Consider the following 23,548-nt stretch of genomic DNA (forward strand, 5'->3'; position numbering starts at 1 on the left):
TGTTTAGTTACCTTTTGCGGAGATATTCATTTTTGTTTTATAGAGGAAAGGTACGAATATTTTTGATAACCACCAAACGCCAGAGACCCCATAATGCGTGAATTTGTGTTAAACTAACCTTCTCTTACACCAGGACTGAAACGGGCGACCGCCACCCCTATCGAATGGCAGTGGCTGCTCTTACACCAGCGCCCGCGAGGGCTTAGCGCCCACGAGCGCAAGTGGCAGGGATTGGCAGGCGCCTGAGGCCCTGAGGCCATACATGCGCTCGGTTCAACCGAGGTCCTTGCCGGGATCGCCCCCCCCCCGAGAGTCTCCTTACCGCCAAGACTGAACGAACGGTTCGCATTTCATGGGTCTCCATGATGACGACAAAGGGGGTCATTTCAACTGACCCCCTTGGCGTGGCAGGCAGAGCCACCTGTCGACCCTTTGGCGATGGGTTGGTTTCAACCCACCCCATCCCCTCCGGCAACATCAGCCTTACCGCCAAGACTGAACGAAACACTTCACCATTTCATGGGTCTCCATGACGGTGACCAAGGGGGTGGTTTCAACCCACACCCTTTTGCGTGGCAGGCAGAGCCACAGTTATTAGCCGAACCCTTGCGATGGGGGCGTTTCAACCCGACCCATCCCCTTTGGCAACATCAGCCTTACCGCCAAGACTGAACGAAACACTTCACCATTTCATGGCCTCCATGACGGTGACAAAGGGGGTGGTTTCAACCCACACCCTTTTGCGCGGCAGGCAGAGCCATGGTTGTTAGCCGTTTCACGAGTCTCCGTGATAACGACAAAGGGGGTCGTATTACGCGACCCCCTTTGTCGTGGTCAGGCAGAGCCACCTGTCGAACCCTTTGGCGATGGGGTCATTTCAACTGGCCCCATCCCCTCCGGCAACCTCAGTCTTACCGCCAAGACTGAACGAAAACGAAACGTTCGCCGTTTCACGAGTCTCCATGATGACGCGAACCAGCGTCGCGTTTTGCGACGCTGGTTTGCACAGCCTTTCTCACATGCACATCACAAGCGCCTCTTCGCAGCGCCCATTTTGTTACAATGTTACATGTTACATGTTACAATAAGGTGGTTCCATATTGCGCAGGATGGGCTTATAGAAAATATATAGTATATATAATTTATATATTATATATACTATATATTTTTTACACCCCCCAAATTCAGGCTTCCGAAAGAAGGTGCGGACACACGGAAGGTGCTTATTGTAACATGTAACATGTAACAATGTAACATTTTCCCGTCTGCAAGACAACCAAGGGGCAGAATGTCCAGGTAGCGCATAGCCCAGGGCAAGCGAGCTATGCCTGTGCAAACCGCCCTCATAGAAACGCACTCCGCATGCCAAAAATCTGCTATCTGCCGCAGCGACGGCGCGACCTGTGGGATTGTCCCCATCACCCCGAACGGCATCTGTGCGCATCTGCGATCTGTTGGAGAACATATACGCGCAAAACGAAAAAAATAGCCCCAACCACCCTGAAACAAAGGGCGTAAGTCTTACAAAATGTTAAAAATCGCATTTTTCCGACCGCAAAAGCTAATATTTGTTTATAAATATAATAAGGTAAGAAAATTATTTGTATCTTTGTATGGATTAGATAGTGAAAAACGTGTTTGGCTTTTCGTCGACAAGGCTAAGCGCTTAAAGCATAGATAATGAGGCAACTAAAAATTCAGAAGAGCATCACCAACCGCGCAAGTGAAGCTTTAGACAAGTATCTGGTGGAAATAGGCAGGGCCCCACTCATCTCCATCGATGAGGAGATAGCGCTGGCACAAAAGATCAAGAAAGGAGGACGCGAGGGCGAACGGGCAAAGGAGAGGCTCGTAACCGCCAACCTGCGCTTTGTGGTCTCCGTGGCCAAGCAGTACCAGCACCAGGGCTTGTCGCTGACCGACCTCATCGACGAGGGCAACATCGGCTTGATCAAGGCTGCCCAGAAATTCGATGAGACACGCGGCTTCAAGTTCATCTCCTACGCCGTGTGGTGGATCCGGCAAGGCATCCTGCAGGCCATCGCCGAGCAGAGCCGCATCGTAAGGCTGCCGCTGAACCAGGTGGGGTCGCTCAGCAAGATCAACCACGAGATCAACCGCTTTGAGCAGGAGCACCAGCGCCAACCAAGCATCCAGGAGATCTCCGACGCCACGCACGTGGACGCCGACAAGATACAGCAGAGCATGATGGCCGACGGCCACCACGTGAGCGTGGACGCGCCCTTCCAGGACGGCGAGGAGAACACCATGCTCGACATCATGGCCAGCGGCGACGACAGCCGTACCGACAAGATGGTGGACCACGAGAGCATGGCGCAAGAACTCAACGCCGTGCTCGAGAGCGTGCTCAACGACCGCGAGACAACCATCATACGCGAGTGCTTCGGCATAGGATGCAACGAGATGGGACTTGAGGAGATAGCCACCCAGCTCGGCCTCACACGCGAGCGCGTGCGACAGATACGCGAGAAAAGCATCGCCAAGCTGCGCGAGAGCGGCAACGTGCGCATCCTCATGAAGTATCTCGGCTAAAGGCAAGCCACAAGGCAGCCCCCGCCCCACCTTAGGCAAGGGCGCCAGCCTTAGGCCAAACAACGGCGCCCCACAACGGGCGTAGCCGTCAGGCGAACCTGTTAGACAAACCTGCCAACGAACCCAGTTAGACGAACTTACCAACGAACCTACCAACGAACCCAGTTAGACGAACCCCGGCAGACAAACCTACCAACGAACCCAGTTAGACGAACCCCGGCAGACGAACCTACCAACGAACCCCGACAGACGCACAAAACGTTACATTGTTACATGTTACATGTTACAATAAGGTGGTTCCACATGTCGCATTCCCCAATTCAACATTGGCAACACAACAACATTCCACATAGAAAAAAACACCCTACACTCAACCTTCAACATTATAAAACATTCCGCATAAAAATGAGAATTGAGACGCAAACGCGCTTGGTTCTCGTTTTTTTTGAGTAACTTTGCAAACAATTTCTATATCATACAAAAGGTATTAGTATTAATGATCACTCTTACAAATTTAGCCATACAGTTTGGCAAACGTGTACTTTACAAAGACGTAAACATCAAATTTACCCGTGGCAACATCTACGGCGTCATCGGCGCCAATGGTGCGGGTAAATCAACCCTCTTGCGCGCCATCAGTGGAGACTTGGAGCCAAACAAAGGAACTGTGGAGATGGGCCCAGGCGAACGCCTGTCGGTGCTCGAGCAGGACCACTTTAAGTATGACGCATACAGCGTGATGGACACCGTTCTCATGGGTCATGAGGCGCTCTGGAACAACATGAAGGAGCGCGAGGCTCTCTACTCGAAGGCAGAGATGACCGAAGAGGATGGCAACCGCGCAGCCGAGCTCGAAGAGAAGTTTGCCGAGATGAACGGATGGGAGGCTGAGAGCGACGCAGCCCAACTGCTGCAGAACCTCGGCGTGAAGGAGGATGCCCACCACAAGCAGATGACCGCCCTCTCCAACAACGAGAAGGTGCGCGTCATGCTGGCAAAAGCCCTCTTCGGAAAACCCGACAACCTGCTGCTCGACGAGCCCACCAACGACCTCGACCTCGACACCGTGGAATGGTTGGAGAACTATCTCGGAGAGATCGACGAGAACCAGACGGTGCTCGTGGTGAGCCACGACCGCCACTTCCTCGACTCGGTCAGCACACAGACCATCGACATCGACTTCGGAAAGGTGACCGTCTTCGCCGGAAACTATAGCTTCTGGTACGAAAGCTCACAGCTCGCCCTCCGACAGGCGCAGAACCAAAAGCTGAAGGCCGAGGAGAAGAAAAAGCAGTTGGAGGAGTTTATACGCCGATTCTCTGCCAATGTGGCAAAGAGCCGCCAAACCACAAGCCGAAAGAAGATGCTGGAGAAGCTCAACGTGGAGGAAATACGCCCGTCGAGCCGTAAGTACCCGGGCATCATCTTCCAGATGGAGCGCGAGCCAGGCAACCAAATCCTTGAGGTGGAGGGACTGAAGGCCGTCGACGACGAGGGACAAGTGCTCTTCGACAACGTGAACTTCAACATCGAGAAGGGACAGAAGGTGGTGTTTCTCAGCCATAACCCCAAGGCCATGACCGCCCTCTTCGAGATCATCAACGGCAACCGACAGGCCAACGCAGGAACCTACAAGTGGGGCGTAACCATCACAACGGCCTACCTCCCACTCGACAACACCGAGTTCTTCAAGAGCGACCTCAACCTCGTCGACTGGCTCTCACAGTACGGCCCCGGCAACGAGGTGGCCATGAAGGCCTACCTGGGACGCATGCTCTTCCGTCAGGAGGAGGTGGAGAAGAAGGTGAATGTGCTCTCGGGCGGCGAGAAGATGCGCTGCATGATCGCACGCATGCAACTGCAAAACGCCAACTGCCTGATACTCGACACGCCCACCAACCACCTCGACCTCGAAAGCATCCAGGCGTTCAACAACAACCTCGTGAGCTTCAAGGGAAACATCCTCTTCTCAAGCCACGACCATGAGTTCATAGAGACCGTGGCCGACCGCATCATCGAACTCACACCCAGCGGAACCATCGACAAGATGATGCCCTACGACGAGTATATCCATGACGAGGCCATCAAGGAGCAGAAGGCCAAAATGTACAACGCGTAAATAAGAAGTAACGACTTTCCACAAAGTCTACCTTCAACAGATAGTCATGTGGCACACTTTTTGTATGCTACATGACTATATTAAATATACACATATCATGACAGATTCAAAAGATAAAAGCAGAAAGATAAACGTGGACGGCGAAGAAGCAACCCCCAAGGCTGCCGAGAACAAGCCCGAAACGGAGGCTGCAGCCTCTGAGGAAAACACAGACGCCAAAACAGAGGAGACCCCTGAGGCCGACCCATTGGAAGAGGCACAGAAGCAGATCGAAGAGCTGAAGGACAAGTACCTGCGCACCGTGGCCGAGTTTGACAACTACAAGAAGCGCACCCTGAAGGAAAAGACCGAGCTCATCCTCAACGGTGGCGCAAAAACGGTGGCCGCCATCCTCCCCGTACTCGACGATTTTGAGCGCGCCATAGCCGACAAGAGCGACGACCCCAAGGCCATCAAGGAAGGCATACAGAACATCTTCAACAAGTTTGTGAAGAGCCTGGAGAGCCTGGGAGTAAAGCAGATAGAAACCAAAGACAAGGATTTCGACACCGACTACCATGAGGCGGTGGCCATGGTTCCCGGCATGGGCGACGACAAGAAGGGCAAGGTGGTCGACTGCCTGCAGACGGGCTACACCATGAACGACAAGGTCATTCGCCACGCCAAGGTAGCCGTGGGACAATAAGGCCCTACACCCCTTCATTCTAATAAAGAATCTGAATTTCCAACACACAAATGGCAGAGAAAAGAGACTATTACGAGGTTCTGGGCTTGGACAAGAACGCAAGCGAGGATGACATAAAGAAAGCATACCGCAAACTGGCCATCAAATACCACCCCGACCGCAACCCCGGCGACAAAAAGGCCGAGGAGAAGTTTAAGGAGGCAGCTGAGGCCTACGACGTCTTGCACGACCCACAGAAACGCCAGCAATACGACCAGTTTGGCTTCAATGGCCCACAAGGCGGATTTGGCGGTGGCTTCGGCGGAGGCGGCATGGACATGGACGACATCTTCTCGATGTTTGGCGACATCTTCGGCGGGCACGGCGGATTTGGCGGATTTGGTGGCTTCGGAGGTGTAAGAGGCGGAAGCCAGCAGCGCGTGTACCGCGGCACCGACCTCCGACTGAAGGTGAAACTGTCGTTGCAGGACATAGCCTCGGGCGTAACCAAGAAGTTCAAGGTCAAGAAAGACGTGGTGTGCACCCATTGCCACGGCACAGGAGCCGAGGGCGGCTCACAGCCCGAGACCTGCCCCACATGTCACGGATCGGGCGTGGTGGCACGCACCGTGCGCACACCGCTCGGCATGATGACCACACAGTCGGAATGTCCCACCTGCCATGGCGAAGGCACCGTCATCAAAAACAAATGTAAGGAGTGTGGCGGCACGGGCGTCGTGAAAGGCGACGAGATCGTGGAAATCGACATCCCTGCAGGCGTCGAAGAGGGAATGGTGGTCAACGTTGGCGGAAAAGGAAACGCCGGACCACACAATGGTGTCAACGGCGACATCCAAGTGCTGATTGAGGAGGAGAAGAACGACACCTTCACACGCGACAAGCAAGACATCATCTACAACCTGCTGCTCGATTTCCCAACGGCGGCATTAGGAGGCGAGGTGCAAATTCCAACCATCAACGGCAGCAAGGTGACGCTGAAGATCGAATCGGGAACGCAACCCGGCAAGACCGTCCGACTGAGAGGAAAGGGACTTCCCGCACTCAGAGGATACGGATCGGGAACAGGCGACCTGGTAGTGAAAATCAGCGTCTACGTGCCCAAGACGCTCACAAAGGAGGAGAGGAAGGCCATCGAGTCGCTCAAGAATTGTGAGAACTTCAAGAGCGACTCTACAACCAAGAAGAGCATCTTCGACATGTTCAAGAATTGTTTCAATTAGAATAGGGCCATCTTCATGGATTATCAAGAAACCGTAGAATACCTATACAACAGCACCCCGGTCTTCGAGCACGTGGGTGCTGTTGCCTATAAGGAGGGATTGGAAAACACGTTGGCGATGGATGAACATTTCGGACATCCTCACCGCTCATACAAAACCATACACATCGCTGGCACCAATGGCAAGGGATCGTGCTCACACACCTTGGCAGCCATTCTCCAAGCCGCAGGTTACAAGGTGGGACTTTACACCTCGCCACACCTTGTAGATTTCCGCGAACGCATAAGGGTTAACGGGCAGATGATCAGCAAGAAACGCGTTGTCGACTTCGTGGCCGACCATCGCGCCTTCTTCGAGCCCCTCCACCCCTCGTTCTTCGAACTGACCACCGCCATGGCGCTCCTCTACTTCAAGGAGCAACAGGTCGACGTGGCCGTCATCGAGGTGGGACTGGGAGGCCGACTCGACTGCACAAACATCATTACACCCGTATTGTCGGTCATCACCAACATCAGCCTCGACCATACCCAATTCCTCGGCCATACGCTCGAAAAGATCGCAGGCGAAAAAGCGGGTATTATAAAAATAGGTGTACCCGTAGTCGTCGGCGAGACACAAGCCGAGACCGCTCCCGTGTTCCAGGCCAAGGCCGAGCAGCAGGGAGCCCCCATCCTCTTCGCCGAGCACAACAGGGAGGTGACAAATTGGCAGTTCAGCCAACAGGGTGGCATCGATTACCAGACGCGCAGCCTGGGGTCGCTCCATGGCCAACTGGGTGGCGAATACCAAGCCAAGAACACCAACACCATCTTGGCAGCCATCGATGTGCTCCAAGGAAAAGCCCACGCCAAGGGCCTCCCGGAAGCCCCCATCTTCAAGATCAGCGAGCAGCATGTGGCAGACGGGTTCGCCAACGTGTGTGAGTCGACAGGCCTGCAAGGCCGTTGGCAGACGTTGCACCAGCACCCACTGGTCGTTTGCGACACAGGCCACAACGCCGCCGGATGGACCTACCTGGCGGAGCAGATAGCCATGCAGAAGTGCCACCACAAGCACATCGTGTTTGGAATGGTCGACGACAAGGACATCAGCGCCGTCATGGACATGCTCCCCAAGGACGCCACCTACTATTGGACGCAAGCCAGCACACATCGAGCCGTGCCCTCGGCAAAGGTGGCACAGATGGGCCAGCAGCACCATTTGCAGGGCGACAACTGCGGAAACGTGGAGCAAGCATACCGTAAGGCAATGGAAAAGGCAGGCCAAAACGATTTCGTTTTTGTTGGTGGATCGAGCTACGTCGTGGCCGATTTGTTGGCGTTAAACGATTTTTAACATCATGTTGTCCGTATTTTCTCTATTTTATCTTGCGATTATCGTTTATTTTTAGTTACTTTGCAGATAGATAAAGTAACTAAAAACTATTCAATATTATGAGCACGACTGAAACAGAAAACTTCGGCGGCCTGAAAAGATCCAATTATCAGGCCACTGTGGACGGAAAGAAGACAGATCTCTTTTTCCTCAAGAACAGCAAAGGTCACGTTGTAGCCATCACCAATTACGGCGGTGCAGTCGTCGGCGTGTTCGTTCCCGATAAAAATGGAGAACTGGCCAATGTCATTCAGAGCTATGACAGCATCGAGGCCGCACAAAAGTCCGACTCGCCATATAAGTCAACATTGATTGGTCGCTATGGCAACCGCATCTGCGAGGGCAACTTCACCCTCAACGGCAAGGCCTACCACTTGGCTGTGAACAACGGCAAGAACCACCTGCACGGCGGCAAGAAGGGCTACAACCTTCGCGTATGGGAAGCCCAGAAGATGGGCGAACACACATTGGCGCTCAACCTCGTAAGTCCTTACGGAGAAGAGGGTTACACCGGAGAGGTGAAAGTTTCGGTCGAATACTCATTCACCGACGACGATGAGCTCATCATCGAGTATCTCGCCACCACAAACAAGAAGACGATTATCAACCTCACACACCACGGTTACTTCTCGTTGGCCGGTATTGCCAACCCCACACCGACGGTTGATAATGTGGTTTGCGAAATCAACGCCGACTTCTTTATCCCCATCGACGACACATCCATCCCCACAGGCGAAATCCTGAAGGTGGAGGGCACACCGTTCGATTTCCGCGCTCCCAAGCCGCTCGGCCAAGACATCGACGCCGACGACGAGCAGATCAAGAACGGTGCAGGCTACGACCATTGCTTCGTGCTCAACAAGAAGGAGTTTGGAGAGCTGTCGTTCGCTGCCAAGGTGGTTGAGCCGGTGAGCGGACGCACCATGGAGGTTTACACCACAGAGCCTGGCGTGCAGCTCTACACCGACAACTGGGCCGACGGCAAGGACGGACAGTGTGGCGCCTCATTCCCGAAGCGCTCATCGGTGTGCTTCGAGGCACAGCATTTCCCCGACACTCCCAACCGACCCTATTTCCCGAACGTCGTGTTGAAGCCGGGCGAGCAGTATAAGCAAAAGACCATCTATAAGTTTGGCGTGGAGAAATAACGTCTACCTAAGAAATAAGAGGGGGGAGGATGAGTTCCAGTTGGAATTCATCTTTCTCCCTATTCATGAATGAACAATAACTGAATCAAAACAAATATGTCACAAACTCCTCAAACGCAGCGCCCCAACTACACGTTTGCGCTGATCGTTGTCTTCATCGTGTGCTTCCTCATCGGATTCATCACGACGATGAACAACTCTATGATTTCTTTCTGCTCTAAGGCTTTCGACCTGACAGCTCAGCAAGGCCAGTATGTCAACACCGCCTTCTACGGCGCCTACCTGCTGAGCATACCGTTCGCCATGCTCATGAGCAAGATTGGCTACAAGGGTACCCTTATCCTGGGTTTGGCGGTTGCCGGAATTGGCTTCGTCATCAACTCCATCGGCATCAACTCGGCCATCGCAGCACAGGCCAACGTTTACACCGTGTTCTTGGCCAGCATGTGCTTGGTGGCTTGCGGTGTGGTGATGCTGCAAAACGTGGCCAACCCCTACGTCATGGTTCTCGGCTCGCCTGAGAAGGGCGCTTTCCGCATGACGCTGAGCCAGGCCCTGAACTCCGTGGCCACCACGTTGGCTCCGCTGTTCATCACTTACGTCATCATCCGCAACCAGGCTCCCACGCCATCGGCTGTCCCCGCTCCGTTCCTGGGCTTGGGTATCTTCACGCTGGCCATCTGCGTCATCCTGGTGTTCCTGAAGCTCCCGAAGATCGACGAGGGCAAGCAGGCTGAGGACGCTGGTATCCACCGCGAGTATAAGAGCTCTGTGTTCAAGTATCCCCACGTTTGGTTGGGCGCACTCGGCATCTTCATGTATATGGGTGTTGAGATTGGCGTTCCTTCCATGCTTCCCTATAAGTTCCGCGACATGCTCGGCGCAGGCGAGGACTATACCTCGATCGCTACCAGCTACCTCGCATTCTACTGGGGTGGCATGATGGTTGGCCGTTTCATCGGTGCCGCCATCCTCGCCAAGTTTGAGCCGCGCAAGTTGCTCACCTCTTGCCTGGTGCTGGGTGCCGCATGCATCCTGCTGAGCGTTGTTCTCCCCGGCATGGTGGGTATCTGGTGCATGATCGCCGCTGGTTTGTTCCATTCCGTGATGTGGCCTTTGATCTTCAACCTGGGTCTCCAGGAGCTCGGTCCCCACACCAAGTCGGCTACGGGCGTCATCAACACTGGTGTGATTGGCGCTGCCCTGCTGATGCCTGTCATGGGTAAGTTGGTCGACTCTACCAGCGTTATCGTGGCAAGCTGCTGCCTCTTCATCTTCTACGCATACATCATCTGGTTCTGCAACTGGGGATCGAAGGTGGGTCTTGGAAAGTAAGTAAGATTCTATTAACTTTTTAAAAAATACATCTATGGAGATTGAATATGTAAGAAGTCGCTTCATCAAGCATTTCGACGGCAAGACAGGTAACATCTACCACTCACCTGGCCGCATCAACCTTATTGGTGAGCACACCGACTATAATGGTGGATTTGTTTTCCCGGGCGCTGTGGAGCAGGGCATCATGGCTGAGGTTCGCCCCAACGGCCAGCAGACATGCAACGTCTACTCTATCGACCTGAAGGACATGGTTCATTTCAAGATCGACGATCCTAAGGGTCCGTCAGCCACATGGGCTCGCTACATCTACGGCGTAGTGCAGGAGATGAGAGCTCTGGGCGTAGACGTGAAGCCTTTCAACGCTGCCTTCGCTGGCGACGTTCCATTGGGAGCTGGTATGTCTTCGTCAGCCGCGCTCGAGAGCTGCTTCGCTTGCGCGCTCAACGATCTGTTTGGCGACAACAAGGTCTCTAAGTGGGACATGGTGTTGGCTGGTCAGGCAACAGAGCACAAGTATATCGGCGTTAACTGCGGTATCATGGACCAGTTTGCTTCAGTCTTCGGACAGAAGGGCAAGCTCATGCGCCTCGACTGCCGTAGCCGCGAGTTTGAGTATTTCCCCTGGGAGCCCAAGGGCTACAAGCTCGTTCTGCTCAACTCTAAGGTGAAGCACGAGCTGAAGGGTTCACCCTACAACGATCGCCGCAACTCTTGCGAGAACGTGGTGAAGGCGCTGAGCAGCCACTTCCCTGATAAGAAGTTTGAGACGCTCCGCGACGCCAACTGGGATGAGCTGGAGGCCGTGAAGGCTGTGGTGAGCGAGGAGGACTACACACGCGCACACTTCGTGCTGGGTGAGGTAGACCGCGTGCTCGCTGTGAGTGAGGCTCTTGAGAAGGGCGATTACGAGACCGTTGGCCAGAAGATGTACGAGACCCACTACGGCCTGAGCAAGGAGTATGAGGTGAGCTGCGAAGAGCTCGACTACCTCAACGACATCGCCAAGGAGAATGGCGTGACGGGTTCACGTATCATGGGCGGTGGTTTCGGTGGTTGCACCATCAACCTGGTGAAGGATGAGGTTTACGACAAATTCATCGCTGATGCCAAGAAGAAGTTCAACGAGAAGTATGGTCATGAGCCTGAGGTCATCAATGTGGTCATTGGCGACGGCTCAAGAAAGATCTGCTAAGCATCGACACGTCATTTCGCACATAACGAAATAAATGACATAACCCACGACCTGTTGCCCGAAAAGGCAGCAGGTCTTTTTTTATGCACACGCTTCCCTACCCACCCCACAAACGTTACATTGTTACATGTTACATGTTACAATAAGGTGCTTCCACATTTCCACATTATCCAACGCTCATCATTCCACACCCCACAATCGACACCCCACACAACCCAAAGCTCCCTTACGAAAACGTTACATTGTTACATGTTACATGTTACAATAAGGTGGTTCCACATGGCGCATTGTCCTACACTCAACATTCCACACCCAACATTACATCCCATTCCACGCCCAACTTTCAACATTCAACATTTACATCCCCATTCTTGGCCAATAACACCATAAAATGGACAATTTTACCAGTTGATTTATGTCAAGGAGTGTAAAAATGCCCTTTTTCGAAAAATAATGGGTGTAAACTGATACAACTTTCACAGAAAAGTAGTATCTTTACCAACAAATTACAAGAACCAATCAACTAACAACTCTTTAGTATGGAAAACTTTAGGAACCTACTGCTTGGAGCCGGACTTGCTGTTGCGGCTTTGACATCATGCGCCGGCGGAGGACAGTCTGCCGTCGAGACCGTCTCTGGCCTGAACCCCGCCAATTTCGACACAACGCTGAACGGCAAGAAGACCGAGCTGATCACCATCAAAAATAGCAACGGCATGGAGGTGTGCCTCACCAATTATGGTGGCCGCGTAGTGAGCATCTGCGTGCCCGACAAGGATGGCAAGCCCACCGATGTCGTATTGGGCTACGACAACATCAAGCAATACGCCGACACGCTCAACAGCCCCTCCGACTATGGGTCAAGCGTAGGTCGCTACGCCAACCGCATCAAGGATTCGAAGATCGTGGTGGACGGCAAGACCTATCAGTTGCGCGCCAACGACAACGAGAACTGCTTGCACGGCGGTGGCAACACCGGATGGCTCAATAAGGTGTATGATGTGCAGGAGAAGACCGACAGCTCGGTGACATTCGCCATCACCGCCCCCGACGGCGAGAATGGCTTCCCCGGCACCGTGAAGGCCACAGCCACCTACGTGGTGAAGAGCAACAACACGCTCGACATTACGTTTGGAGCCACCACCGACAAGGAGACCGTGGTCAACATGACAAACCATAGCTACTTCAACCTCAACGGAGACCCATCTAAAGAGGGCGTAGACCAGGTGATGTATATCAACGCCGACAAGTTCACTCCCGCCGACGCCAAGTATATCCCCACTGGCGAGATCAAGGAGGTGACCGGCACACCCATGGACTTCCGCAAGGCACACGCCATTGGCGAGACCATCGTCGACACCACCTACGACCAGATTCGCAACGCCACGGGTTACGACCACAACTGGTGCCTCAACACCTTCAAGGATGGCAAGGGCGACGACACACAGGTGGCTGCCAGCCTCTACTCACCGAAGACGGGCATCTTGCTCGAGGTGTTTACCAACGAGCCAGGCATACAAGTTTACACCGGCAACTTCCAGGGCACAGGCATCGCTTGCAAGCATGGCATTAAGTACCCCAAGCACGTAAGCGTTTGCTTCGAGAGCCAGAAGTATCCCGATAGCCCCACCAAGATTGTGGCGAAGACAAAGGGATGGGAGATTTCCAATCCATACCTGAAGCCAGGCGAGAAATATTATAGCCACCTGGTTTACAAATTCTCCGTGAAATAACAACTAAAAACATTAACAATAACAAAACCAATTAGAAACAATGAATTGGAATTCAACAGAGTTCGTATGGCTCGACTGGGCCGTGCTCGCCATTGGCGTAATCGGCGTGATATGGGCAGTGTGGCATGCGATCGTTAAGGACAGAAAAGCTCAGAAAGGCGAAGATTCTTCTGCATACCTCTTTGGTAAGGGAGAGCCCTGGTACGTAATCGGTATGGCCATCTTCGCGGCCAACATCGGTTCCGAGCACCTTGTAGGTTTGGCAGGCACAGGCGCCAAGAGTGGTGTAGGTATGGCCCACTGGGAGATGCAGGGTTGGATGATTCTGATCTTGGGATGGCTGTTCGTACCATTCTATCAGTTGCTCATCAACAAGATGGGTAAGATCATCACCATGCCCGACTTTTTGAAATTCCGCTACACCCAGCGCACGGGTTCATGGCTGTCGATCATCACTCTCGTTGCCTATATTCTCACGAAGGTGAGCGTTACCGCCCTCACGGGAGGTATCTTCTTCGAATACCTTTGGGGCCTGAACTTCTGGGCAGGAGCCATCGGCCTGATCGTCCTCACCACCATCTTCACCGTGTTCGGTGGCATGAAGGGCGTTATGACCCTCTCCACCATCCAGACACCTATCCTCGTCATCGGTTCGTTCCTCGTGCTCTTCCTCGGCCTCTCTACCCTCGGTGGTGGAAGCATCTCGGCCGGTTGGACCGACATGATGGACTATTGCAGCAAGCTGAACAACGGCTATGGCACAACCCACATGTTCCACTGGGAGCAGGGCGACTCCATGTATCAGGAGTATCCTGGCTTCGTAGTGTTCATCGGCGCCACCATCATCGGTTTCTGGTATTGGTGCACCGACCAGCACATCGTTCAGCGTGTGTTGGGTCAGGTTCCTGGCGAAAGCAACGCTGAGGTGATGAAGCGCGCCCGCCGTGGCACCATCGCCGCAGGTTTCTTCAAGGTTCTTCCTTGCTTCATGTTCCTCATTCCTGGTATGATTGCCGCCGCCTTGGCTCAGAAGGGTGCCATTCAGATGAACGAGACCGATGCTGCCTTCGCCATCATGGTGAAGACCGTGCTGCCCGCAGGTATCAAGGGTATCGTAACCATCGGTTTCATCTGCGCTCTCGTGGCTTCGTTGGCCGCCTTCTTCAACAGCTGCGCCACCCTCTTCACCGAGGACTTCTACAAGCCCCTGAAGAAGGGCATGTCGGAGGCCCACTACGTGTTCGTAGGTCGTGTCGCCACGGTTGTCGTGGTGGTGCTTGGCTTCGCTTGGTTGCCCATCATGATGAAGATGGACACCTTGTATAATTACCTCCAGGGCATCCAGTCGCTGTTGGCTCCGGCAATGGTCGCCGTGTTCGCCATGGGTATCTTCTTCAAGAAGATCACGCCTAAGGCTGGTGAGTACACCATGATCGTGGGCTTCCTCATCGGAATGCTCCGCCTCGTGACCAACGTCATTACCGACACCGGCAAGTCCACCATGGACGGCGCCTTCTGGAACGCCACCACATGGTTCTGGCAGACCAACTGGCTGGTGTTCGAGTGCTGGTTGCTCGTGTTCCTCATCATCTTCATGGTTGTGGTGAGCTGCTTCACTCCCGCCCCAAGCAAGGAGCAGGTGGAAGCCATCACCTTCACATCCGACTTCAAGAAGTCGATCCGTGAGAGTTGGGGTGCCTTCGACATCATTGGCTCACTCCTCGTGATTGGCCTTTGCGCAGCATTCTACTGGTACTTCTGGTAAATCGGCAAGCAAGACTAACCCATACGCATTGCAAGTCTCTTTTGGAAACGCGTTTTCCAAAGAGGCTTGTACTGATTTGAAAAATAACCTATAAGCATGACTGGATTTTACAAAGAACACACAAAGTATTTCGTTTCCGTTGACTGCATAGTCTTCGGTTTTGATGGATTTAAGCTTGAGGTGCTCATCGGCAAACGCAAGATGGACCCCGGAAATGGCCAATGGTCGCTCCATGGTGACTTTGTGGAGCCCACCGAAAGTGTGGATGAAGCAGCCAACCGTGTGCTCTTCCAAATGACGGGCCTCAAGGACCAATACATGAAGCAGTCGGGGGCTTATGGCGCCATCCACCGCGACCCGGGAGAGCGCGTGGTATCGGTGGCCTATTGCGCCCTCATCAACGTGAAAGACTACGATGAGTCGATGCTCACCAAATATGGTTTGGAGTGGGTGCCACTCGAGAAGTTGCCCCAGCTCTACTCCGACCACAACATCATGGTGAAAGACGCCGTCAAGATGCTTCGCAACCGCATCAAGACAGAGCCGTTGAGCTTCAACCTCTTGCCCGAGCTGTTCACGCTCACCCAGTTGCAGCATGTTTACGAGGCCATCCTGGGCCAGGAAATCGACAAGCGCAACTTCCGCAAGCGCATCAAGCAGATTGATGTCATCGAGAAGACCGAGCACATCGACAAGTTGACATCGAAGCGTGGCGCCGCCTTGTATCGTTTCAACCAAGACGCTTACAACAACGACCAGACCTTCAGGCTTTAAGCCGCTTGGCCACAGACCGAATCGGCTACACACCGCAGAGGCCCATGCCTGTTAGTCCATCCCATATTTGAACCATAAAAATTTAAAGGATATGTTAGAAGAATTAAAAGAAAAAGTATTCCAAGCCAACCTCGACTTGGTTAAGCACAATTTGGTGCTCTTCACCTGGGGCAATGTGTCGGGCATTGACCGTGAGAAAGGTCTTGTTGTCATCAAGCCCTCGGGCGTTAGCTACGACGACATGAAAGCCAGCGACATGGTGGTGGTCGACCTGCAGACAGGCAAGGTGGTGGAGGGCGACCTCAACCCCTCGAGCGACACTCCCACCCACTTGGAGCTTTATCGCAACTTCCCCGAGATTGGCGGTGTGGTTCACACCCATTCCACCTATGCCACGGCATGGGCCCAGGCAGGCCTCGACATCCCAAGCATCGGCACCACACACGCCGACTATTTCCACGACGCCATCCCCTGCACCGACGACATGACCGCCGACATGATGGCTGAGTATGAGCTCAACACGGGCGTGGTGATTGTCAACAAGTTCAAGAAAGACAACATCAACTATGTGCACACTCCCGGTGTGCTCGTCAAGAACCACGGTCCCTTCACCTGGGGTAAGAACGCCGACGAGGCCGTCTACCACGCCGTAGTGGCCGAGCAGGTGGCCAAGATGGCCTTTGTGTCGTTCTCCGTCAACCCCCACACCACGATGAACCCCCTGTTGGTGGAGAAGCATTTCAACCGCAAGCACGGCCCCAACGCCTACTACGGTCAGAAGAAGAAATAACCAACCGTCAGGTCTCTGCCCCACCCCGGGCGGAGACGCTGACCCCACATAGCATTCAAGAACTTACTAATAATTAAAAACAAACAACTATGATTAAAGCATTCGAAAATTTAGAAGTGTGGTTTGTTACCGGCGCACAGCTCCTTTATGGAGGCGAGACAGTTAAGATCGTTGATGGCCACTCTAAGGAGATGGTGGATGGTCTGAACAATAGCGGCATCATTCCCATCAAGGTAGTATATAAGGGCACCGCCAACTCATCAGCCGAGGTGGAGGCCATCATGAAGGCATCCAACAACGACGACAAGTGCGTTGGTATCATCACCTGGATGCACACCTTCTCACCCGCCAAGATGTGGATCAAGGGCCTTCAGGCTCTGAAGAAGCCGCTCCTCCACTTCCACACACAGTATAACGCCGAAATTCCATGGAACGACATCGACATGGACTTCATGAACCTCAACCAGTCGGCTCACGGCGACATCGAGTTTGGTCACATCTGCACCCGCATGCGCGTGCCCCGCAAGGTTGTTGTGGGTTACTGGAAGAGCGAAGAGGCTCAGAAGCAGATCGCCACATGGGCCCGCGTTGCCGCTGGCGTTGCCGACGCCCACAACGTGCGCTGCCTGATGTTTGGTATGAACATGAACAACGTTGCCGTTACCGATGGCGACCGCGTAGAGTTTGAGCAGCGCCTCGGCTACCACGTCGACTACTATCCCGTTTCTTCATTGATGGAGTACTACAAGAAGGTGACCGACGCCGAGGCCGACGCCCTTGTTGAGGAGTACAAGAAGGCTTACACCATCAAGATCGACGAGTCGGGCGAGGAGGTTTATTGGGAGAAGGTGAAGAACTCTGCCAAGGCCGAGATCGCTCTCCGCCGCGTGCTCAAGGACGAGAACGCCACAGCTTTCACCACCAACTTCGACGACCTTGGCGACGCCGACATCAACGATCCTAACTTCTGCGGATTCGACCAGATTCCCGGCCTCGCTTCTCAGCGCCTGATGGCTGAGGGTTACGGCTTCGGCGCCGAGGGCGACTGGAAGACGGCTTGCCTCTATCGCACCCTGTGGGTGATGAACCAGGGCCTTTCTAAGGGTTGCTCATTCCTTGAGGACTACACCCTGAACTTCGCCGCCGATTGCACCTCATCGCTCCAGAGCCACATGCTCGAGGTGTGCCCGCTCATCGCCACCGACAAGCCCAAGCTCGAGGTACACTTCCTCGGCATCGGCATCCGCAAGCAGCAGACCGCACGCCTCGTGTTCACATCCAAGACCGGCCATGGCATCAAGGCCACAGTAGTAGACCTTGGCAACCGCTTCCGTCTCATCACAAGCGAGGTGGAGTGCATCGAGCCCAAGCCCATGCCCAAGCTCCCCGTTGCCTCTGCCCTCTGGGTGCCCCAGCCTTCATTCGAGGTGGGAGCCGGTGCATGGATCCTCGCTGGTGGCACACACCACAGCGCCTTCTCTTACGACATCACCGCCGAGTACTGGGACGACTTCGCTGAGATCTTAGGCATCGAGCATGTCAACATCGACAAGAACACCACGATCAGCGACTTCAAGCAGCAGCTCCGCAACAACGAGGTTTACTACATGCTTAACAAGGCTCTCAAGTAATATTGGCATGACAGCAAAAGACACTATACAGCAGGGCAAGGCCGTGCTTGGCATCGAGTTTGGTTCCACACGAATCAAGGCCGTGCTTATCGATGGCGACAACGCCCCCATCGCACAGGGCTCCCACACATGGGAGAACCAGTTGGAGAACGGCTTATGGACCTACAGCATCAAGTCGATCTGGGAAGGTGTGCAAGATTGCTACGCCACCCTTCGCAAGGATGTGATGGACCAGTATGGCATCGAGCTGGAGAACCTGGCAGCCATTGGCGTTAGTGCCATGATGCACGGCTACATGGCTTTCAACAAGAACCAGGAGATCTTGGTGCCTTTCCGCACATGGCGCAACACCAACACGGGCAAGGCAGCCGCCCGCCTGTCTGAGTTGTTCAATTTCAACATCCCCCTTCGTTGGAGCATCTCTCACCTCTACGAGTGCATCATCGACGGCGAGAGCCACGTGAAGGATATCGATTACCTGGCCACGCTCGACGCCTACATCCATTGGCAGCTGACGGGTGAGCGCGTCACCGGCATTGGCGACGCCTCGGGCATGCTTCCCATCGACCCCGACACCAAGGATTACGATGAGAAGATGGTGAAGAAGTTCGACACGCTCGTGGCTCCCAAGGGCTACCCCTGGAAATTGCGCGACATCCTCCCGAAGGTGCTCGTTGCCGGCCAGGAAGCCGGTTGCCTCACCGCCAAGGGCGCCAAGCTGCTCGACCCGTCGGGCCACCTGAAGGCAGGCATCCCCATGTGTCCTCCCGAGGGCGACGCCGGCACGGGCATGGCAGCCACCAACGCCGTTCGCCAGCGCACGGGTAACGTAAGTTGCGGCACCTCATCGTTCTCGATGATTGTGCTCGAGAAGAACCTCAGCCAGCCCTATAAGAGCATCGATATCGTCACCACGCCCGACGGCGCACCCGTCGCCATGGTTCATTGCAACAACTGCACGAGCGACATCAACGCTTGGGTCAACATCTTCAAGGAGTGCCTGGAGGCCAACGGCCATAAGGTCGACATGGGCCAACTGTTCGTTACGCTCTTCCAGACAGCCCTCAAGGGCGACCCCAACTGCGGTGGCCTGATGGCCTACAACTACTTCTCGGGCGAGCCCGTGACAGGTCTCGACGAGGGTCGCCCCATGATTGTGCGCTCTCCCAACGATGTGTTCTCATTGGCCAACTTCATGCGCGCCAACCTCTATGGCGCTGTGGCCGTGCTCAAGATTGGCAACGACATCCTGTTCAAAGACGAGAAGGTTCAAGTAGACCGCCTCACGGGCCATGGTGGCTTCTTCACCACTCCCGAGGTGGGCCAACGCATCCTCGCCGCCGCCCTCAACCTGCCCATCTCCGTCATGAAGACCGCAGGCGAAGGTGGTCCTTGGGGTATGGCGCTCCTGGCATCTTACCTCGTCAACAGCAGCAAGCACCAGTCGCTTGCCGACTTCCTCGACCAGAAGGTCTTCGCCGGCAACAAGGGCACCGAGGTAACGCCCACCACCGAGGAGGTGGAAGGCTTCAACGCTTACATCGAAAGCTACAAGAAGGGTCTTGCCATTGAACAGGCCGCTGTTCAAAACAAAGACTAAAGCATAGACTGAAGAATGATCCGCAATCACCTGATTATCACACTCCTCTGCCATTTACCATGTATCGAAAACGTTACCTTCGGTAAGCACACAGGAGCCATGCTATGAAGGTTGGTTGCGGATTATTTTTACCATCACCTCTACCCCGAAGTGCCATCGCCCGTCTCACCGACGCAAAACTCAAGAAAAACGTATTAAACACCAAAATACCCGCCAAATCCATCGTGGTTATAAATTAAAATAGTAACTTTGTGCAATAAGAGGGTTTATTAACACATTACAAAACCAACAAAACTAAAATATTACAGCAATGAATGACATTCAAGTAATGAACCATGCAGCCGACAACATCCGTATCTTGGCTGCTTCCATGGTAGAGAAAGCCAAGTCAGGACACCCCGGCGGTGCTATGGGTGGCGCCGACTTCATCAACGTGCTCTTCTCCGAGTACATGGTTTGGGACCCCACAGACCCCACCTGGACCGGACGCGACCGCTTCTTCCTCGACCCAGGCCACATGAGCCCCATGCTTTATTCAGCGCTCACCCTTCAGGGCCGCTTCACCTTGGACGAGATCCAGGAGCTGCGCCAGTGGGGTTCACCCTGTCCCGGCCACCCCGAGCTCGACGTTGTTCGCGGCATTGAGAACTCGAGCGGTCCGCTCGGCCAGGGCCACGCCATGGCAGCCGGTGCCGCCGTCGCCGAGAAGTTCCTCGAGGCCCGTCTGGGATCCACCATGATGCAGCACACCATCTACGCCTACATCTCCGATGGCGCCGTGCAGGAGGAGATCTCGCAGGGTGTAGGCCGTCTCGCCGGCGTGCTGGGGCTCAACAACCTCATCATGTTCTACGACTCCAACGACATCCAGCTCTCCACCGAGTGCAACGAGGTCATGCAGGAGGACACCGCCGCCAAGTATCGCGCCATGAACTGGAATGTCATCGAAATCAACGGTAGCGATGTGGCCCAGATCCGCAAGGCCCTCGACGCCGCCAAGCAGGAGCAGGAGCGCCCCACCCTCATCATCGGCAAGACCGTTATGGGTAAGGGTGCGTTGAAGGCCGATGGCAGCAGCTACGAGCACAACGTGAAGACCCACGGCGCACCCCTGGGCGATGGCGCTTACGTCAACACCATCAAGCACCTGGGTGGCGATCCCGAGAACCCCTTCGTCATCTTCGACGATGTGAAGAAGCTCTATGCCGACCGTGCCGAGGAGCTCAAGGCCATCGTGTCCAAGCGCAAGGCCGCCGAGGCCGCCTGGGCCCAGGAGAACCCTGCGCTCAAGGCTCAGATGGACGAGTGGTTCAGCGGCAAGGCCCCCAAGGTCGATTGGAGCAAGGTGGAGCAGAAGGAAGGCTCTGCCACGCGCGCCGCATCTGCCGCTTGCCTCGCCGAGCTGGCCAAGCAGGTTCCCAACATGATCTGCGCCTCAGCTGACCTCTCCAACTCCGATAAGACCGACGGTTTCCTGAAGCAGACCCACGCCCTGAAGAAGGGCGACTTCAGCGGCGCCTTCTTCCAGGCCGGTGTGGCCGAGCTCACCATGGCCGACATGTGCATCGGCATGATGCTCCACGGTGGTGTCATCGCCGCCATGGGCACCTTCTTCGTCTTCTCCGACTATATGAAGCCCGCTGTTCGCATCGCCGCCCTGATGGGCGTTCCCGTGAAGTTCATTTGGACCCACGACGCCTTCCGCGTAGGTGAGGATGGTCCTACCCACGAGCCCGTGGAGCAGGAGGCCCAGATCCGCCTCATGGAGAAGTTGCAGAACCACAAGGGTCAGGACAGCGTTCGCGTGTTCCGTCCTGCCGACGCCGACGAGACCACCGTTTGCTGGGCCATGGCCATGGAGAACACCAACACCCCCACCGCGCTCATCCTCTCTCGCCAGGGCATCGCCAAGCTGCCCGCCGGCAACAATTATGAGGAGGCACGCAAGGGAGCCTACATCGTGGCAGGTTCCGACGAGAACCCCGACGTCATCCTCGTGGCCAGCGGCTCTGAGGTGTCGACGCTCGAGTCGGGCTGCGAGGCCCTTCGCCGCGACGGCATCAAGGTGCGCGTGGTGAGCGCTCCCTCCGAGGGCTTGTTCCGCCGCCAGTCGGCCGAGTACCAGGAGGCTGTTCTGCCCTACAACGTCAAGAAGTTTGGCATGACCGCCGGTCTCCCCTGCACGCTCGAGGGCTTGGTGGGCATTGGCCCCAACAGCAAGGTGTTCGGCATGAAGAGCTTCGGCTTCTCAGCTCCCTACAAGGTGCTCGATGAGAAGTTGGGCTACACCGGCGAGAACGTGTACAACCAGGTGAAGGAGTTCCTGAACCGCTAACCGTTCCCCCCATGGAGGTAAAGACCGTAGGCTTGGCCAGCGACCACGCTGGCTTCGCCTTAAAACAGTTTGTCAAGCAATACCTCGACGAGCGAGGCATCGCTTATAAGGATTATGGCACCCTCAGCGAGGAGAGCTGCGACTATCCCGACTTCGGCCACGCCTTGGCCAAGGGGGTGGAGCGCGGCGAGGTCTACCCCGGCATCGGCATTTGCGGATCGGGCGAGGGCATCGCCATGACGCTCAACAAGCACCAGGGCATCCGCGCTGGCCTGTGCTGGATGCCCGAGATCGCACATCTCATCCGCCAGCACAACGACGCCAACGTGCTTGTTCTGCCGGGCCGCTTCATCAACAACGACATGGCCCGCAAGATCCTCGACGAGTTTTTCGCCACCGATTTTGAGGGAGGGCGCCACCAGCGCCGCGTCGACAAGATTCCCGTACAGGGATAACAGGCCGACGCCCCCACCCTATCTATACCATCAAGCCTTGCGTCCCCCCTATGGAGGCGCAAGGCTTTTTGCCCTACCCAGGCGTTCTGTTTTTAACCCCCACACCCCCATCCTATCGCACGCATCATCCCACATGAAAAAGATTGTCATCCTCGATTTCGACGGCACCCTGGCCGACACCAAGCCCGTCATCGTCAACACGTTCCACCGCACCCTCAGCGCCATGCACCTTCCTCCCCACACCGACGCCGAGATAGCGGCCACCATCGGCCTGCCCCTCCTCGAGGCGTTCCCCGTGTTGGAGCCCATGTCGGCGAGCATGGCCCAGGCGTGCACCCATTGCTACCGCCGCATCTTCGAGGACGTCAACCGTGAGCTCGGCGTACCCATGTTCCCCCATGTGGCGGCCACCCTTCGCCAGCTCCACGCCCGCGGCCTGCTGCTCACCATAGCCACCAGTCGCGGCCACCAGTCGGTATGCCAGTTTATACATACGTTCCACCTCAACCACATCATCAGCTATGTGGTGGGCGCCGAGGACGTAACGCTCGCCAAGCCCCACGCCGAGCCCGTCAGCAAGACGCTCGCCCACTTCTCCTTGGAGCCCGCCGATGCCGTGGTGGTGGGCGACACCCATTTCGACATCCTCATGGGTCGCAACGCAGGATGCGCCACCATTGGCGTAACCTATGGCAACGGATCGCGCCAAAGCCTGATGCAAGCAGGAGCCGACGCCATCGCCGACCACTTCGAGCAAATCGCAGACATGATACAGTAAAAGGCTATTACTAGTGATGCGATATTAATCGCTTAACTATAGTTATATATTTGATATT

Annotated in this window: 17 protein-coding genes; all 17 read left to right on the plus strand. The window is 55.0% G+C overall.

All coding sequences use genetic code 11. The features are described from left to right. Window positions 1–1,680: 1,680 nt before the first annotated feature. On the plus strand, window positions 1,681–2,553 hold the full coding sequence (locus WKK33_RS06030; protein ID WP_337468945.1) for an RNA polymerase sigma factor RpoD/SigA: 873 nt from the start codon (window positions 1,681–1,683) through the stop codon (window positions 2,551–2,553). Window positions 2,554–3,049: 496 nt separating this feature from the next. Further along, window positions 3,050–4,672 (plus strand): ATP-binding cassette domain-containing protein, encoded by a 1,623-nt coding sequence (locus tag WKK33_RS06035; protein ID WP_337932935.1) that lies wholly within the window; start codon window positions 3,050–3,052, stop codon window positions 4,670–4,672. 97 nt (window positions 4,673–4,769) lie between these two features. After that, window positions 4,770–5,357, plus strand: a complete 588-nt coding sequence (locus WKK33_RS06040) for a nucleotide exchange factor GrpE (protein WP_215759186.1) — start codon at window positions 4,770–4,772, stop codon at window positions 5,355–5,357. A gap of 50 nt (window positions 5,358–5,407) precedes the next feature. After that, a complete protein-coding gene (gene dnaJ, locus WKK33_RS06045; RefSeq protein WP_337932936.1) occupies window positions 5,408–6,577 on the plus strand; it encodes a molecular chaperone DnaJ in 1,170 nt (389 codons plus the stop codon). 15 nt (window positions 6,578–6,592) lie between these two features. Further along, window positions 6,593–7,912, plus strand: a complete 1,320-nt coding sequence (locus WKK33_RS06050) for a folylpolyglutamate synthase/dihydrofolate synthase family protein (protein WP_337932937.1) — start codon at window positions 6,593–6,595, stop codon at window positions 7,910–7,912. Between the two features lie 98 nt (window positions 7,913–8,010). Beyond that, complete coding sequence (locus WKK33_RS06055; protein WP_287767826.1) at window positions 8,011–9,099, plus strand: aldose epimerase family protein; 1,089 nt, start codon at window positions 8,011–8,013, stop codon at window positions 9,097–9,099. Window positions 9,100–9,195: 96 nt separating this feature from the next. After that, complete coding sequence (locus WKK33_RS06060) at window positions 9,196–10,434, plus strand: MFS transporter (RefSeq protein ID WP_321105356.1); 1,239 nt, start codon at window positions 9,196–9,198, stop codon at window positions 10,432–10,434. Window positions 10,435–10,468: 34 nt separating this feature from the next. Then, on the plus strand, window positions 10,469–11,629 hold the full coding sequence (gene galK, locus WKK33_RS06065) for a galactokinase (RefSeq protein WP_337932938.1): 1,161 nt from the start codon (window positions 10,469–10,471) through the stop codon (window positions 11,627–11,629). A 539-nt stretch (window positions 11,630–12,168) separates the two neighbouring features. After that, complete coding sequence (locus WKK33_RS06070) at window positions 12,169–13,362, plus strand: aldose epimerase family protein (protein ID WP_215759180.1); 1,194 nt, start codon at window positions 12,169–12,171, stop codon at window positions 13,360–13,362. 40 nt (window positions 13,363–13,402) lie between these two features. Next, window positions 13,403–15,127, plus strand: a complete 1,725-nt coding sequence (locus WKK33_RS06075; RefSeq protein WP_337468940.1) for a sodium/solute symporter — start codon at window positions 13,403–13,405, stop codon at window positions 15,125–15,127. 96 nt (window positions 15,128–15,223) lie between these two features. Continuing rightward, window positions 15,224–15,901: an NUDIX domain-containing protein gene (locus WKK33_RS06080; RefSeq protein WP_337570744.1), complete on the plus strand. Its 678-nt coding sequence runs from the start codon at window positions 15,224–15,226 to the stop codon at window positions 15,899–15,901. Between the two features lie 91 nt (window positions 15,902–15,992). Then, the gene (locus WKK33_RS06085) at window positions 15,993–16,691 is read left to right on the plus strand and encodes an L-ribulose-5-phosphate 4-epimerase (protein WP_337570634.1); all 699 of its coding nucleotides are present in this window, start codon (window positions 15,993–15,995) and stop codon (window positions 16,689–16,691) included. Between the two features lie 89 nt (window positions 16,692–16,780). Then, a complete protein-coding gene (araA, locus tag WKK33_RS06090; protein ID WP_215759176.1) occupies window positions 16,781–18,322 on the plus strand; it encodes an L-arabinose isomerase in 1,542 nt (513 codons plus the stop codon). Between the two features lie 7 nt (window positions 18,323–18,329). Then, the gene (locus tag WKK33_RS06095; protein WP_337932941.1) at window positions 18,330–19,922 is read left to right on the plus strand and encodes an FGGY-family carbohydrate kinase; all 1,593 of its coding nucleotides are present in this window, start codon (window positions 18,330–18,332) and stop codon (window positions 19,920–19,922) included. A gap of 310 nt (window positions 19,923–20,232) precedes the next feature. Beyond that, window positions 20,233–22,257: a transketolase gene (locus WKK33_RS06100; RefSeq protein ID WP_337932942.1), complete on the plus strand. Its 2,025-nt coding sequence runs from the start codon at window positions 20,233–20,235 to the stop codon at window positions 22,255–22,257. 11 nt (window positions 22,258–22,268) lie between these two features. Further along, window positions 22,269–22,712 (plus strand): ribose 5-phosphate isomerase B, encoded by a 444-nt coding sequence (rpiB, locus tag WKK33_RS06105; protein ID WP_337932943.1) that lies wholly within the window; start codon window positions 22,269–22,271, stop codon window positions 22,710–22,712. Between the two features lie 133 nt (window positions 22,713–22,845). Beyond that, entirely contained in the window at window positions 22,846–23,490 is a 645-nt protein-coding gene (locus tag WKK33_RS06110; RefSeq protein WP_337932945.1) for an HAD family hydrolase, read from the plus strand. Window positions 23,491–23,548 lie beyond the last annotated feature (58 nt).

Source organism: Hallella sp., assembly GCF_037460745.1.
Taxonomy (GTDB): domain Bacteria; phylum Bacteroidota; class Bacteroidia; order Bacteroidales; family Bacteroidaceae; genus Prevotella; species Prevotella faecis.